Raw genomic sequence first — 15,435 nt, forward strand, 5'->3', positions numbered from 1 at the left:
TTCGTTAGAAATGACCATCCCACACCGGGGCACCGGACGCTTTCGATACTCATTAGTATCTAATCGATACCGCAGAGTATGCTGCGGGACATGTCGTCGGTCAAGCCGCATCGGACCCGCCCCACTCGCGGCGAGGTACGCGACCGGATCCTGGATGCGGCCTCGAAAGTGTTCGCCGCCGAAGGGTTCGCCGGTGCCACCATCGATGCGATCGGTCAGGCCGCGGGCTTCACCAAGGGTGCGGTCTACTCGAACTTCGAGTCCAAGGACGAACTGTTCCTAGCCCTGCTCGACCGCGAGTTCGAGCTGCGCGGCGAGCAGATCGCGACGGTGCTGGACAGCAGCGGCGGTGACACCGGCGTGGCCGCAACCGAATTGAGCCGGTCGGTGCTCGACTCGGTTCGTGAGCATTCCGACTATTACGTCCTGCTGGTCGAGTACTGGCTGCGCGCACAGCGCGATCCGCAGCTTCGCGAGCGACTGATCGAACGCCGTCGAGCCGCCGCCGACCAAGCACTTCACATCGTCAAGTCGACCGACACCGTGCCCTCCGACCGGCGGCTGGCCGACCTCGCCCAGCTCGTCGTCACCCTTAATTTGGGCGTCGCGATGGAAGAGGTCCTGCGCCCCGGAACCATAAACCCTGACTTGCTCACGCAACTGATCACCGCACTGCTGGAATCGGCTCCGGATTCCGGCGATTAGGGGGAGCCACAGATGGATACAACAGACGAGTCGGACGCTGATGCGCCGGTGATCGTCGCATCCGGATTAGGGGTCGACGGCGAGCACGGACCTTTGTTCTCGGGTGTCGATCTCGAGCTCACGCCGGGCTTTCACGCGATTCAGATGCCCGGCGGACCGGGACAGACCACGCTGCTGTTGACCCTCGCGGGGCGCTTCAAGCCCACCCACGGCTCGCTGACCGTGCTCGGCGAAACGACGCTGCACGCGATTCGCCGACAATGCTCGATAGCGGCCTTCGACGACATCGACGACCTGGAGGAGTCGGTGACCGTGGCGACCGTGCTCGCTGAGCAACGCCGGTGGTTGGCGCCGTGGTATTCACTGGTGCCGCTGCAAGCCGGTCAGGATGAACTGGCACAGGTCTTCGGCGAGACACCCCCGCCGCCGTCGGCCGCCTACATCGTTGAGCTGTCCGACCTCGAGCTGTTTTTGCTGCGCATCACGCTGGCCCTGCTGTCGAACCGCCCGATCCTGGTGGTCGGCGACCTCGAACAGGTTCGTGACAATTCCCGGCGAGCGATCGCGGTGGAGCGTCTCGGCACCATCGCGAAGCAACGCACCGTCGTCGTCGGTGCCACCAACCCGCTCGGTACGGACGCACCCGAGCACGAACTTCACGATCACCGCATCCTGACCGAAGGGGATTGACGATGCTGGCTGGACTCGCATTCGGCTCGGAGATAAAGCGTTTCGGTCGCAAACGGTTGACGCGCGTGGCCATCGTTGTGCTGATGCTGCTGCCGTTGGTGTATGGGGCGTTATACCTGTGGGCGTTCTGGGACCCGTTCGGGCACACCAACAAAATGCCGGTGGCACTGGTCAACTCGGACCAAGGGGCCATGATTTCCGGGGAGCAGTTCAACGCCGGCGCAGAGATTGCCAAGAGCCTGACCGCCGACGGTGGCTTGGAGTGGCACGTCGTGGACTTAGCGGAAGCGCGCAACGGGGTCGACCACGGCAAGTACTACTTCATGGTCGAATTGCCGCCCGACTTCAGCGCGGCGATCGCGTCGCCGGTGACCGGGCAACCCAAGAAGGCCAACCTTATCGCCGTCTACAACGACGCCAACAACTACATCTCGACGAGTATTGGTCGCACCGCGATCAGCCAGGTGCTCAACGCCGTCTCCAGCCGGATCTCCGGACAGGCGGTCAATCACATGCTTTCGGTGGTGGTTTCGTCCGGAGCGGGCATCAAGCAGGCTGCCGACGGGGCGGCTCGACTCGATGACGGCGCCGGTCAGTTGTTGGCCGGTCTTGACAGTGCCCGGTCCGGTTCGGCGAGGCTTGCCGCCGGTGCCCGGCAACTCTCGGACGGAATCAACCAAGCCACCGACCCACTGATCGCGATAACCAGGGCACTGTCGCAAGTCAGCGGCAATACGCAGCAACTGCAACAGGGGGCGAGCGCGCTACAGCAGGCCAACGATCAGATCGGTGCCGTCGCCACGGCCCAGGATGCCGCCGCGAACGCGCTTTCATCGGTGATCGATCAGCTGTCCGCGCGACAGGATCCGTTGGCGAACAACCTGCGCGGCGTCCAGGATCAGCTTCGGGGACACCAGTTCACGCCGCAGATCCGCCAGCAGCTCACCGACGCGCAAAACGCCGCGATCGCGATGACGTCTTCGCTGCGCGGACCCGGCAGCCCGCTGGGATCGGCCCTCGACCAAGTCGGCAATAGCAGCCAGGAGCTGACGAACAAGCTCACCCAACTCCGCGACGGAGCCCAACAGCTCGCCGCAGGCAACGCCGAATTAGCCGGCGGCATAGCGAAACTCGACGACGGCGCTCAACAACTCAAGGCGGGATCTGCCGAGCTGGCGACCAAACTTGCCGACGGGGCTAAGCAGTTGCCCAACTGGAATACCCAGCAAAAAGATGCGGTCGCGGACACCATCGGTGGCCCGGTGCAACTCGCCGCCTCACATGAGAATGCCGCGCCTAACTTCGGCACCGGTATGGCTCCGTTCTTCTTGACGCTGGCCTTGTTCTTCGGCGCATTGGTGCTGTGGATGGTGCTGCGGCCCTTGCAGACCCGCCCGATTGCCGCCGAGGTGCTCGCGTTCCGCGTGGTGCTCGCCAGCTATCTGCCGGCGGCGGCGATCGGGCTATTCCAGGCCATCATTCTGTACTGCGTGGTCCGGTTCGCCCTCGGCATGCACGCGGTACACCCGGTGGCAATGCTGGGATTCATGGTTCTCATTTCCGGTGCATTCGTGGCGGCGACGCAGGCGATCAACGCGCTTGTAGGTCCAGCGGTGGGCCGAGTGCTGATCATGGCCCTGCTTATGCTGCAGCTCGTCAGCGCCGGCGGCATGTACCCCGTGGAGACCACGTCACGGCCGTTCCAGATCTTGCATCGCTTTGACCCGATGACCTACGGCGTCAACGGACTCCGGCAGCTCATACTCGGCGGCATCGACGCCCGGCTGTGGCAAGCGATCATCGTGCTGGTGGTGATCACGGCTGTCGCACTGGCGATCTCGTCGGTATCCGCACGACGAGACCGAACCTGGAATGTCAGCAGGCTGATCCCCGCGATCAAGATGTAGCCAAAGGTCTGCGCAGCTAGTCTGCAATCGAGAGGAAGCCCATGTTAGGTGTGCACCATTCGGCGATCTGCACCTCCGATGTCGAACGATCGCTTCGATTCTGGCGTGACGGCCTGGGCATGAGCCAGTTAATGGACTATCACTTCACCGGCAACTGGCCAGAATTGTTCGGCGCCAAGACCGACCGGCTGCGATCGATCTTTCTCGGCGATCCGGAAAAGCCCGGCAGCGGGATTGTCGAACTCGTGGAGCTAGCGGGCGCAGCCGAGGAGCCACCGGGGTCCAGTGTGCCGCGGCATGGATTCTTCCTGCTCTCACTGCAGCGCGAGGTCGACGAGACGCTCTACGCTCTGGCGGCATTGGGATTCACCGAGGGTGTTCGTCGCATCGATGCGGTGGCTCCGGACGGAAAGACGGTCGCCATGGCGGTGATCACCGCACCGGACGGTGTGCTCGTCGAGTTGATCGGACGGGCGAAATGAGCATCGCTCTGGTAACCGGCGGCGCGTCGGGCATCGGGCGTGAAGTCGGGAAACGGCTGTGCGACGCGGGTCACGACGTCGTGGTGTGGGACTTGGCGAACGCCGACATCGCCTGCGATATCAGCGATCCCAATGCGGTGTCGGCGGCGATGGAACGAACCGTGCGTGAGCGCGGTGTGCCCACCAGGGTGGTGACCTGCGCCGCAATCGGAGCGGCGGGCGTGCTACTCAAACAGTCGCCGGTGGACTGGGAACGGGTGCTGGCGGTGAACCTCACCGGCACTTGGCTGACGATCCGCGCCGCCGCACTTGCCATGATCGACGCGGGGGTGGGCGGGTCGATCGTCGCGGTCTCCAGCATCAGCGGGTCGATCGCCGATCGCGACATGGGTGCCTATTGTGTGTCGAAGGCCGGCGTGGACATGTTGGTCAAGGTCGCCGCGGTGGAGTGGGGTAGGCACGACATCCGGGTGAACGCCGTCGGGCCCGGGGTGACCCGGACGCCGATGCTGGCTAATCCGGAATCTCTGCCCGGCTGGGTGGAAGGCATGACCGAGCGAACAGCACTCGGCGGCCTGGGACAGGCCGACGATGTGGCCGGGGCCATTGTGGGCGTGCTCGAATTACCCTGGGTGACAGGACAGATCGTGCACGCCGACGGTGGCCTGGCCCTGCACAGTCCCATCGATGCCTACGGCCAGGTACAGCGGCTGAAGGGTCGCGGAAAGTAAATTCACTCGATCCCGAAATCGATGATGCCCCGCACGATTTTGCCGTTCCGCAGGTCGTCGTAGGCGTCGTTGATGTCGTCGAGGCGATAACGGCGGGTGATCATCTCGTCGAGCTGCAGCTGCCCGGTCTGGTAGAGCCGGGCTAGCCGGATGATGTCGGATTTCGGGTTACACGAACCGAATACGGTGCCGGCGAGCGATTTGTTGGACAGGATGAAATCCTGCAGATCGATTTTGACTGAGCTGGTCAACTGAGAGGTCATGCCGGTCAGCACACAGGTCCCACCCTTACGGGTGAGCCGCACCGCGTCGCGGACATCATCGGCGGTGATCAGCGACGGCGAAACCACCACGGCGTCGGCCAGCACGCCGTAGGTCAGCTCGCGCACCAGATCCATTGCCTCGACCGCGGTCGACGCGGTGTGCGTGGCGCCGAACTGTAACGCCGACTTCTGTTTGAACTCCACCGGATCGACCGCGACGATGTAAGCCGCACCGCCGATCCGGGCGCCCTGAATGGCACCGGTTCCGATTCCACCGACACCTACCACGACGACGGTGTCGCCCGGTCGCATGTTGGAACGGTTGGCCACCGAGCCGAACCCGGTCGGGATCGCGCAGGACAGCAACGCGCTGGGCGCCAGCGGAAGATGCGGCTCGATTTTCACCAGCGAATTCGTGGACACCACAGTGTGTTTGGAGAACGCGCCGACTTTGGCCAAATGGCCCAGCGGTTTGCCTTCGGCGGTGTGATGGCGGTAGGTGCCGTCGGTCGGCATGCCCGGGGTCAGCACGCTGGCACCCATGTCGCAGATGTACTCCATGCCGCTCGCACACCAGCGGCATTGCCCGCACACCGCGACGAACGACATCACCACGTGGTCGCCGGGCACGAACTCCGTTACACCGTCCCCAACTTCACGCACGATGCCCGAACCCTCGTGGCCGCCGATCATCGGGAACATGGTGGGCAGCCCGAGCGAGCGCAGCATCTCGTTGGGCGCCGACATGTCGCCTTTGAGGATGTGATCGTCGGAGTGGCACATGCCGGCCGCGGCCATCTCGACCAGTACCTCGCCGGCGCGCGGCGCGTCCAATTCGAAATCCTCGACGGACCACGGTCCGCCGACGTCGTGCAGGATCGCCGCCCGGCTTTTCATGTGGCCGGCGTGAACGTGACGGGAAGCTTGTTCGGCGAGCGGAAGGTGAGGCCGATGATTCTGGACTCCTCACCGGTGCCGTCGTCGGGTACGAAAGCCAGGTTCGAAACACGGTCGAGCAGGCTGTCCAGCATCACCCGGGTTTCCAGCCGAGCCAAATGCATTCCGAGGCACATATGGATGCCGCCGGCGAACGCGATGTGGGATTGGCGTGGCCGGTGGATGTCGAAGCGATTGGCTTCGGGCCAACGACTTTCGTCTCGGTTGGCCGAGCCCATACACATGTCGATCTGTGCGTCCGCGGGGATTGTCTTGCCGCCGATCTCGACTTCTTCGGTGGTGGTCCGCATGACCATGGTCAGCGGCGTCTCGACGCGGAGACCCTCTTCGATGGCGGCGGGGATCAGTGACCGGTCTTGGCGAACCATCTCCATTTGCTCGGGGTGGGTCAGCAGCAAGTACAACAGGTTGCCCGACGAACGGTAGGTCGTCTCCAGTCCGGCGGGCAGCAGCAAGCGCAAGAACGCGATGATGGCGTCGTCGGTGAGTTTCTCGCCGTCGATCTCGGCGGCGACCAGGTCGCCGATGATGTCATTGGTGAGCTTGCGGCGCCGCTGCTCGACTTGTTCGAGGAAATACCCGTGCAACTCGCTCGCCGCGTTGAGCCCCGCCATGATGTCGGTCGGAATCGAGATGAGGTCGAGCGACAGCCGCCGGAACATGTCGAGATCCTCAGGGGGGAGGCCGAGCAGCACCGAGATGATCCGGGTCGGAAATTCGAACGTCAGCGCCTTCACCAGGTCCGCGTGACAGTCATGCTTAATTTCGTCGATCAGCTGATCGCAGACCGGCCCGATGACGGACGGCTCCCAGCGCTCGAGCGCGGTGGCCCGGAAAGCCTTGGCGACCAGGCTGCGGTGGTCGTGGTGTTCTTTGCCGCCCATCGCCAGGATGGTGTGTCCCATGACCAAGCCGATGGTCTTCTCGTAGGCGGCCGAAGTGAAGATTCGGTCGTCGCGAAACGCTTGAAACACACCGTCATAGCCGAACAGCACCCACTCGTCGTTGGGCCGCAGCTCCTCCGGCATCTGGGAGTGGTCCCCGAGGGCGCCGTGCCAGACCGGGTCGGTACGCCGCATGTATTCGAAAAACGGATAGGGGCTGGTTTCACCGCTGAAATCGAGTGTGACGGGCTGGCCGACGGGGTCGGTGCTTAACGGCATCAGCGCTCCTCCTGAGCAACCGGTAAGGCCGTCGACGCGGGACGGGGCTGACCGGCCCCCGGCGTCTTCGGCGGGTGTATCCGAGCGGATTGTCGCTATCATAGTATAAATAGCAACGAAGCCCAACGGCTTGTGATGGTTACCGTAACGGGCTCAGTATTGATCCGGATAGGTCAATGAGGCGGTGATTCGCAAGTGTCCCAGCGGCGTTTCGTGTGCTCCCTCGACGAGCTGCCGCCCGGCGGGATGAAGCTGGTCGATGTCGGCAAGTTCGGCGTCGGTGTGTACAACGTGCACGGCGCGCTGTACGCGATCGTGAACTACTGCTCGCACGAAGGCGCCCCGCTGTGCCTGGGCTTGCTGGGCGGCACCACCGAATCGGCCCCCGAGCAGCCCGGTGGGATACGCCGGGTGCGCGACGGACAGATCGTCCGATGCCCTTGGCATAACTGGGAATTCGACGTCACCACGGGACAAAACGTCGCCGATCCGCGTCGCCGCATTCGTACCTACCAAGTCGATGTCACCGACGGGGAGGTGTACCTGACCGCATGATCATCGACACATGCGTGCAACCGCACTTTCGCTACAACGCCGAGATACGGCGCTACCTCCCGGACGCCCACAAACTGCGGTCGATTCCCGACGTGGAGCAGCAGTGGTACCAGGCTCCGGGCGGCGATTACCGGCAAGACCTTTACGACGCCGAGTTGTACCCCGGTTCTGATCCCGAGACCGTCAGTCGCCACCTGTTCGACGACATGGGGATTGACTTCGCCATCCTCAACCCGCTGACTCGCGGCAACATCGCCGACTACCTCCTGAACAGCAGAATCTGCGCCGCGGTCAATGACTGGCTGCTGGACCGGTGGCTCGAGCCCGACACCGCTGACCGATACGCGGACCGGTTTCTAGGCACCATCCGCGTCAACCCCGAAGACCCCCGGGCGCGGTCGCCGAGATCGAGCGCCTTGCCGGCCACCCGAAGCTGGTGCAGGTCGGCGTTCCGATGCAGTCCCGCGAGCCGTACGGCAAGCCGATGTTCGAGCCCATCTGGGAGGCCGCGGCCGCCCACGGACTGCCGGTCGCGGTGCACATCAACGGCGGCAACGGCGTCGACCATGCACCCACCTTCGCCGGGCACGCGCATACCTACCCCGGATATGCGGCGTTCATGCCGCTGAACTACTTCGTGCATCTGGCCACACTGATCATCGAGGGCGTGTTCGGGCGGCTACCCGACCTGAAATTTGTTTTCACCGACGGCGGCTACGACATCCTCACTCCATTGATGTGGCGGCTGGATACCTTCTGGTTGTCCATGCGCGACCAGACGCCATGGGTCGATCGTTATCCCAGCGAATACCTGCCCGGCCACGTCCGGTTCTGCTCGTCGGCATTCGACGGGGCGCTCGAGCCCGGCCAGACACAGCGCTGGATCGAGTTCAGCGGCAAGAGCGACTTGCTGATGTACGGATCGAGCTACCCACATTGGTCGACGTCGTCGCCCGAGACCGCCGCGGTGGGGCTCGATGCCACGCAGCGCGACCAGGTGTTGTGGCGAAATGCCAGTGAGCTGTACGGACTCAAGGAGCGTGTCTGATGACCACCATCGAACGAGTCAATTCCCCGACCAACCAGGACGGCGAACTCGCGGTCACCATCGTCGACACCGACGTGCACCCACTGCCCGTTTCGGCGGACGTACTCAAGTCCTATGCGCCCGCCGAGTGGGTCGACAAAATCTGGCCCACCGGAAACGCGGTCAGCCCGACTTCGTATTTCTACGACACCCCGGATGCCTACAAGACCTCGTCGCTGCGCATGGACTCGTGGCCGCCCAATGGGGGGGTCGCCGGCAGCGATCCGGACTACGCCGCCAAGCAGTTACTCGTCGACGCCGGGGTCAGCATCGCATCGCTGGAGCCGATGTGCGACGCGCAGCTGCCGCAAGCCGAACACGTGCTGAAGTCGACCTATAACGATTGGCTGGCCGACATCTGGCTGGACAAGGGCAACGGGCACGGCCGCTGGCGCGGGTCGATCAGCGTCAGCGCGCAGACACCGGAGCAGGCGGCGCGGGAGGTCGAGCGCTGGGCGGGACATCCCTATATGTCCCAAGTGCTGATGACACCGCAGACCCGCGGAATACCTTTCGGCAACCCGCATTTCGATCCGCTGTACGAGGCCGCTTCGCGCAACGGCTTCCCGGTGGCCACCCATCTGATGGGACAGACACCCTTCGAATTAATTCCGCTCTACCCGGTCGGTAACCCCGCGCACTGGCACGACTTTTTCGCGTCCTGGCCGCTGCTCTACGTCTCGCACTTGATGAGCCTGGTTTTCGACGGCGCCTTCGATCGCCATCCTGACTTGCGCATTGTGTTCGTCGAAGGTGGCTTCACCTGGGCGATGCCGGCGATGTCACGGATGGACCGGATCTGGGAGGCCCGCCGCGCCGACCTGCCGCAGGTACGTCGGCGTCCGTCGGACTACGTGCGCGAACATGTCCGCTTCACTACCCAGCCGCTGGAAGACGTCGACACCGTCGAGTTTCGCGAGTATCTGGAAATGATGGACATGGGTGACAACCTGATGTTCTCGACGGACTATCCGCACTGGAGCTATGACTCGCCGACCTATGCGATCAACCGGTTCCCCGCCGACCAGCGGGAGCGGATTATGCGCGGGAACGCGACGGCGCTGTATGGGCTGCCGGCAACCGTCAAGGCGCTCCCCGGTGAGTCCGACGCCGCCGGCACTGCGCAGACCTGAATCGCCGGAGCCCGCTCGCTGGGCTCTGATCAGCAAATACGACGGGAAATGGGAGGCGCCCGATGCAGCCGTCCGGGGCCGACCTGTGGGAGTGTGACGGCCGCGCGCCCCTCAGGTCTACCTTGAAGGTGGATTCCGACATGGCCTTCAGCCAGGCCCGGAGGACAGCCCGCCCCACGAGCCCGGAAGTTGAGAGGGTATGACACAGACGGATCTGACCCGCCCACAAGGTATTAACCGCCTCGACCCGGTGCTGCGCGACGCCGCGAGTGAGCTGGGCATCGTCGAATTCCGTGCCGAGACATTGGCCGCCGAACGGGAGCGCGCCGACCGGTTGGCCGCCCAGCACGCCGCGGCAGTCGACACCGACGGTGTGGCGGTCGAATCGCGCTCCATCTCCGGGCCGGGCGGCCAGCAGCTGAATCTTCGTTTCTACCGCGGCCGCATCGAAGGCGGTCAGGGGGCGCCGTTGCTGGTGTACGCCCACGGCGGCGGCTTCGTGGCGGGCAACCTCGACACCGATCACGCGGAGTGCGTGGAGCTAGCGCGCGAGGGCGGCTGTCTGGTGGTTTCGGTCGACTACCGGCTGGCACCCGAGAACCCGGCCCCGGCGGCGCTCGACGATGTCGAGGCGGGGATGTATTACGTCATCCGCAATTGCGCTGAGCTCGATGTCGATCCGAACCGCGTCGCCGTGATGGGCCGCGACGCGGGTGCCGCCCTGGTCGCGAGCCTGGCTCAGCGCATGTTCGACAACGAAGGTCCACAGATCCGGATGCAGATCCTGCACCACCCGATGCTCGACAGCGACGCCACGCCGTCGCGGCGCGAGTTTCAGCGCACGCCGGGACTCAACGGTCCCGCGGTGAGCCGCGCGTGGGGCCACTACCTGGGCCCGGCGAGCGGCACCGGCCAACACGTTCCCGCGCACCGGGCGAACCTGGAGGGGCTGCCGCCCACATTCATCAGTTGCTCCGAGATCGACCCGTGCCGCGACGAAGCCATCGACTATGCCAACCGGCTGCTACATGCTTTTGTCCATACCGAATTACACGTCATCGCAGCGACATTCAACGGCTTCGATTCGATGGTGCCGGATTGGGCTGTCTCTGAAGAGAACCGGGCATTGCATGCGCAGTCGGTGCGGCGCGTGTTCACGATGTAGCAGCTCGATCGGCTATCGACTGAACTCCGGTAGCTCTTACGGTATCGACGTTTGCTAATATTGAGAACGTGATTCTTGGCGGCGGCGGCGGCCTAATGTTGCGCAACGGTCTGGCGGCCTCATGACCGCCGTCGACTCTCCCGAAAAGACGCTCTTCGTTTCGACAACCCAGTCCTTCCTGCAGAAGGAAGCGCCGCTGGTGCGCGTCCGCGAACTGCACGCGGCGGGGGCGTCCTTCGACCCGGCCTGGTGGCAGCGCGCCGCGGAACTCGGCTGGACGGGCCTGCTTGTTCCGGAGGAGCTCGGCGGCGGCTGCGTCTCGCAGAGCGGTCTCGCGGATCTGGCCACCGTCGCCGAACTACTCGGCAAGACCGTGGCACCCGGGCCGCTGTATCCGGTCAGCGTGGTGCTCACCGGCCTGGCCGAATGCGCCGACGCGCAAGCACATGCCGCCGTCATCGAGTCGCTGATCTCCGGCGAAACCGTGGCGTCCTGGGCGGTCGCCGAACCCGGCCGAGGCTGGGCGCCGTTGGACCCGTCGGTGACGGCGACCGCGACCGACGCCGGCTATCGCATCGACGGCACCAAGGATCGCGTCGAGGCCGCCGCCCAGAGTGCGTTGCTGCTCGTGGTGGCGCGCTGCGGCCCGGATGGTTCCCAGATTCGCCAGTTCCTGGTCCCGACGGATGCACCCGGCGTTCGGATCGAGCCGCAGCAGTCCGTCGACTTGGTCAAGCAATACGCGCGGGTGCATTTCGACGGGGTGGTGGTGGACGCATCTGCTGCCGTCGGCACCGCGGCCGAGACCGCCGCGCTGATCGACCGGCAGAGTCAGATCGTGCAGGTGCTGCAGTGCGCCGAGGTGGTCGGCGTGGTGCAGACGGTCTTCGACTTCACCGTTCAGTGGGCGCTGGACCGGCACACGTTCGGCCGGCCGCTGGCGTCGTATCAAGCGCTCAAACACGGCTTCGCCGATATGAAGCTGTGGCTGGAGGCGTGTCGCGCCACCACGAGCACCGCGGTTGCCGACGTCGCTGATCGTTCACCGGGAGCGGGCTTGTCGGCCAGCATCGCCAAGTCCTACGTCGGCGAGATGGCGGGGCGCATCGTCCAGGGTTGCGTACAGATGCACGGCGGCATCGGTGTCACGTGGGAACACGACCTACACCTCTACTTAAGGCGAGTTACGTTGTACCGCTCCATGTTCGGCACACCGGAGGAGCGCAACTTGCGGGTGTATGAAGCAGAGAAGGCCGGCCGCTCCGCGGCCGGAAACACGATCAGATGACGTCGACGGAATCGGTTGCAGAGTTCGCCGCCCGCGCCAGGGCGTGGTTGGCGGACAACTTGCCGGCGATCGACCCCGAGGCGCCGCCACCCGCGCCGCGCGACGACGAGGACGCTTGGAAGCGGGCGCGAGAACTGCAAAAGCGGCTCTACGAGGGCGGATTCGCCGGCATCTGCTTTCCGCGCGAGTACGGCGGCCTGGGACTTGATTACGCTTACCAGAAGGCATTCGACGACGAATCCCTGCGCTACGAGATGCCGTTGATTCTCAACATTCCGACGTTCACCATCTGCTGCGCCACGCTGCTCGACACCGGTTCCGAAGAGCAGAAGAAGCAGCACATCGCGGCGGCACTGCGCGGCGACGAGATCCTGGTGCAGCTGTTGAGCGAACCCAGCGGGGGATCGGATCTGGCCGGTGTCATCACCCGCGCCGAACGGCGCGGCGACCGGTGGGTTATCAACGGCGCCAAGACTTGGAGCACCAGCGCGTTCGCCGCCGACTACGGACTGTGCCTGGCCCGCACTGACTGGGAGGTGCCCAAACACGAAGGCCTGACCATGTTCCTGGTGCCGATCGATCATCCGGGAATCACGTTGCACCACATCACGATGCTCAGCGGTTCCACGGAGTTTTGCGAGGAGTTCCTCGACGGCGTGGATGTCGGCGACGACGCCGTGGTGGGCGAGGTCAACGGCGGCTGGGCGGTGGCTTCGCGCCAGCTGTATCACGAGCGCCGGGCCGTCGGGCAAGGTTCGGAGTTCGCCAGCGGCAGCGGTAGCGAGGGCGGCCACGCGAATCCCGTTGACTACGTTGGACTTATAGAGTCGACAGGCCAAGCCGGCAATGAACGCGTGCGGGAGATGGCAGGCCGGGTGCTGGTGCATCGGGCGGTGGCCGAGCAGCTGATCGATCACGTGTCCCGCAATGTCCGCAACGGAGGCTTGCCGCCGTCGGCCGGCACGCTGATTCGGCTGTTCCACTCCGAGACCGTGCAAACCGACGTCGACACTGCGATGGCGATCACGGGAGCCGCCGGCGTGGTCGGCGAAATCGGCGACGGCCTACAGACCGGACTGCGGTACCTGGTGCGGCAAAGCGTCGCGATCGGCGGTGGCACAACGGAAATGGCGCGCAACGTGATCGGGGAGCGGTTGCTGGGCTTCCCCCGCGAATACGCCGCCGACCGCGGGGTGCCGTTCAATCAGGTGCGGCATGGCCAGGCCCGCTGATCGCGGTCTGCCCCGCTAGTCCTGCGCGAAGACGTTCTCGCTATCCCCGCTTTCGACGGGTATCTGGACCATCGACAAAATGTGGTGGGCCGGGCTTCCCGGCGGGGCGATCAGTACGCAGCCGCCGCCCTGTCTGCTAGCCCGGTTGCGGGCAGCGGCCAGCGCGCTGACGCCCGCCGACCCCAGGTGCGTGACCGCACTGAGGTCGATCGTCAAAGGTGCTATGCCCGAGCGGCTTTCGACTGCGATCAGGCGGTCCAGCGTGGACGCGGTGTTGGAGTCGACGTCACCGCTAACCACGATGTGGCCGGCATCGCGGACCGTTGACACGAATTCGTTGTCGACGGCTCGCCGATAGCTGGCCCGGCTGACGATTGTGTCGGTGACGAAGTTCGCCGGTCGCGACAGCCGGTGCGTCACGCTGGCCGTCGTTCCGTGGTCGCTGCGGGTGATGAGCGCCTGGGAAACCAGAGCCTCGGCCATCGCAAGTCCGCGCCCACGACCCTGTTCGCCTTCACGGTGATCCTTCCACTGTCCGCGGTCGATCACCGCGGCATGCAGGTTGCCATCGCCGGACAGCGATGCCTCGACGACGACACCTTCGGAAACCTGGGTGCCGTAACCATGTTCGACCGCATTCTCCACGAATTCGGAGATTGCATGCACCACGTCGGAGATGTCGTCAGCCTCGGCGCCGATCTCCGAGAGCCAGGTGCGCAGCCGGGAGCGCACGCTGCGTGCTGCGTGGATTGTCGCGTCCAGCGTCATGTGCAACGGCGCCGGTGGGGTGCGCCGTTGCGCCGCGAGCAGTGTCACGTCATCGCTGTAACCGGTTGACCGGAGCAGTAATTCGAGCGTCTCCGAGCAGATGCGGTCGATGGTTCGTGTCGGTGCGTCGATGACAAAGCCGCCGATGCCGGCGGCGATGTTGGCGGTCAGGTCGGCGAATTCCGCGGTGCTTGCGCCCAGTGGCCGGCCGGGCCGCTCGATCAGGCCGTCGGAATAGAACAGGATCGAGTCGCCGATGCCGAGCATTTCGGTGCGGACCGGAAATCCGACGGTGGTGCCGAGCGGGCCCGCGCCGGAAGGTTCCACGTAACGTGCGGTCGCGTTGGCGGCCACCAATAGCGGCGGCGGATGACCTGCGGTGCAGTACTGGAATTCTCCCGTGGTGTAGTCGAGCGACCCGACGCACAAAGTGGCCGAGTTGGATCCCGGTACGTGCTCATGGAAGCGGTCGACTGCCTCGAGCGCTTCGGTGATGGTGTGGCCCTGCGATATCTGCATGCGCAATGCGGTGCGCAGTTGCGACATCACCGCCGCGGCTTCGACGCCGTGGCCGACTACGTCGCCGACGACGAGCACCAGCCGGTCCCCGAGGGGTATCGCGTCAAACCAGTCCCCGCCGGCCGCGGTGTCCTCCGTGGCGACCAGGTACTGCGCGGTGATGTCGGCGCCGGGAACGACGGGCACGGACGAGGCGAGCAGCGCTTGCTGCATGACGATGGCGGAATCGCGGACGTTGCGGTAGCGCTCGGAGAGTTCCTCGATGCGCGTTTCGGTGGCCGACCGCGCGTGCACGCGCTCGGTGACGTCGTCGAAGATGATCTGCACACCCTCGATCGAGCCGTCCGGTCCGCGGCGCGCGGTGACGAGGAAATCGAAGTACCTCTCCTCGACTCCCGAACCCTCGAAGTCGGCCTGCAGTCGCCACTCCGCGCCGGATTGCCGCTCACCGGTCTGATAGACCCGGTCGAGCATCTGGAAAATCTGTTGGCTCTCGAGTTCGGGATAGACGTCGCGAGCCGACATTCCCACCGGGTTGAACGCCGGATTCAAGGCACGGTAGGCCGCGTTGGCCGCGACGAAGCGATGCTCGGGCCCTTGCAGGCCGACCAACATCGCGGGGACCTTCTCGAAGGTGCGGCGTACGTCGTCAGCCGCACCGACAATTTTGTCCCAGTCCTTTTCGGCCACCATATGGCCGTCCCTCCTACGGAGCCTCCCTGCGGGCCTTTCCATGGACCGAGAAATCCGGCACTGCGCGGGGCTTATTCGACACAAGCAAGTTATCAGA

13 protein-coding genes and 1 pseudogene are annotated in these 15,435 nt (G+C 64.8%); 11 read left to right on the top strand and 3 right to left on the bottom strand.

The window, feature by feature from the left end:
* Window positions 1-78: 78 nt before the first annotated feature.
* Genes H7K34_RS07160 through H7K34_RS07180 form a run of 5 tightly spaced genes read left to right on the top strand, consistent with a single transcriptional unit; the run spans window position 79 to window position 4,515 of the window.
* Entirely contained in the window at window positions 79-705 is a 627-nt protein-coding gene (locus tag H7K34_RS07160) for a TetR/AcrR family transcriptional regulator (RefSeq protein ID WP_264061150.1), read from the top strand.
* A gap of 12 nt (window positions 706-717) precedes the next feature.
* Entirely contained in the window at window positions 718-1,395 is a 678-nt protein-coding gene (locus H7K34_RS07165) for a hypothetical protein (protein ID WP_264061151.1), read from the top strand.
* A 2-nt stretch (window positions 1,396-1,397) separates the two neighbouring features.
* Window positions 1,398-3,302 carry a YhgE/Pip domain-containing protein gene (locus tag H7K34_RS07170; RefSeq protein ID WP_264061152.1) on the top strand — a complete coding sequence of 635 codons (1,905 nt, stop codon included), beginning with the start codon at window positions 1,398-1,400 and terminating at the stop codon, window positions 3,300-3,302.
* Between the two features lie 41 nt (window positions 3,303-3,343).
* On the top strand, window positions 3,344-3,784 hold the full coding sequence (locus H7K34_RS07175; protein ID WP_264061154.1) for a VOC family protein: 441 nt from the start codon (window positions 3,344-3,346) through the stop codon (window positions 3,782-3,784).
* Complete coding sequence (locus H7K34_RS07180; protein ID WP_264061155.1) at window positions 3,781-4,515, top strand: SDR family NAD(P)-dependent oxidoreductase; 735 nt, start codon at window positions 3,781-3,783, stop codon at window positions 4,513-4,515. Before H7K34_RS07175 ends, H7K34_RS07180 begins: the two co-directional genes overlap by 4 nt.
* A 2-nt stretch (window positions 4,516-4,517) precedes the next feature.
* On the opposite strand, the gene H7K34_RS07185 is transcribed toward H7K34_RS07180, so the two are convergent.
* Together H7K34_RS07185 and H7K34_RS07190 are read right to left on the bottom strand one after the other, a co-directional pair.
* Complete coding sequence (locus tag H7K34_RS07185; protein ID WP_264061156.1) at window positions 4,518-5,675, bottom strand: Zn-dependent alcohol dehydrogenase; 1,158 nt, start codon at window positions 5,673-5,675, stop codon at window positions 4,518-4,520.
* Window positions 5,672-6,898 (bottom strand): cytochrome P450, encoded by a 1,227-nt coding sequence (locus H7K34_RS07190; RefSeq protein ID WP_264061157.1) that lies wholly within the window; start codon window positions 6,896-6,898, stop codon window positions 5,672-5,674. The genes H7K34_RS07185 and H7K34_RS07190 overlap by 4 nt, the downstream gene beginning before the upstream one ends.
* Before the next feature lie 195 nt (window positions 6,899-7,093).
* On the opposite strand from H7K34_RS07190, the gene H7K34_RS07195 reads away from it, so the two are divergent.
* From H7K34_RS07195 to H7K34_RS07220, 6 genes and pseudogenes are all read left to right on the top strand, one after another.
* Window positions 7,094-7,453: a Rieske (2Fe-2S) protein gene (locus tag H7K34_RS07195; protein WP_235616866.1), complete on the top strand. Its 360-nt coding sequence runs from the start codon at window positions 7,094-7,096 to the stop codon at window positions 7,451-7,453.
* Window positions 7,450-8,501, top strand: a pseudogene (locus H7K34_RS07200) (amidohydrolase family protein). The gene H7K34_RS07195 and the pseudogene H7K34_RS07200 overlap by 4 nt, the downstream one beginning before the upstream one ends.
* Window positions 8,501-9,673 carry an amidohydrolase family protein gene (locus H7K34_RS07205; RefSeq protein WP_264061159.1) on the top strand — a complete coding sequence of 391 codons (1,173 nt, stop codon included), beginning with the start codon at window positions 8,501-8,503 and terminating at the stop codon, window positions 9,671-9,673. Before H7K34_RS07200 ends, H7K34_RS07205 begins: the two are co-directional and overlap by 1 nt.
* Before the next feature lie 199 nt (window positions 9,674-9,872).
* Window positions 9,873-10,838, top strand: coding sequence for an alpha/beta hydrolase (locus H7K34_RS07210; protein ID WP_108924988.1), 966 nt, complete (start codon window positions 9,873-9,875; stop codon window positions 10,836-10,838).
* Between the two features lie 121 nt (window positions 10,839-10,959).
* Window positions 10,960-12,126: an acyl-CoA dehydrogenase family protein gene (locus tag H7K34_RS07215; protein ID WP_264061160.1), complete on the top strand. Its 1,167-nt coding sequence runs from the start codon at window positions 10,960-10,962 to the stop codon at window positions 12,124-12,126.
* Window positions 12,123-13,358, top strand: coding sequence for an acyl-CoA dehydrogenase family protein (locus H7K34_RS07220; RefSeq protein ID WP_108924984.1), 1,236 nt, complete (start codon window positions 12,123-12,125; stop codon window positions 13,356-13,358). The genes H7K34_RS07215 and H7K34_RS07220 overlap by 4 nt, the downstream gene beginning before the upstream one ends.
* Before the next feature lie 15 nt (window positions 13,359-13,373).
* Here the strand turns inward: H7K34_RS07220 and H7K34_RS07225 are convergent, their stop codons facing one another.
* The gene (locus tag H7K34_RS07225; RefSeq protein ID WP_264061161.1) at window positions 13,374-15,338 is read right to left on the bottom strand and encodes a SpoIIE family protein phosphatase; all 1,965 of its coding nucleotides are present in this window, start codon (window positions 15,336-15,338) and stop codon (window positions 13,374-13,376) included.
* Window positions 15,339-15,435: the final 97 nt, after the last annotated feature.

Source organism: Mycobacterium montefiorense (assembly GCF_025823255.1).
GTDB lineage: Bacteria > Actinomycetota > Actinomycetes > Mycobacteriales > Mycobacteriaceae > Mycobacterium > Mycobacterium montefiorense.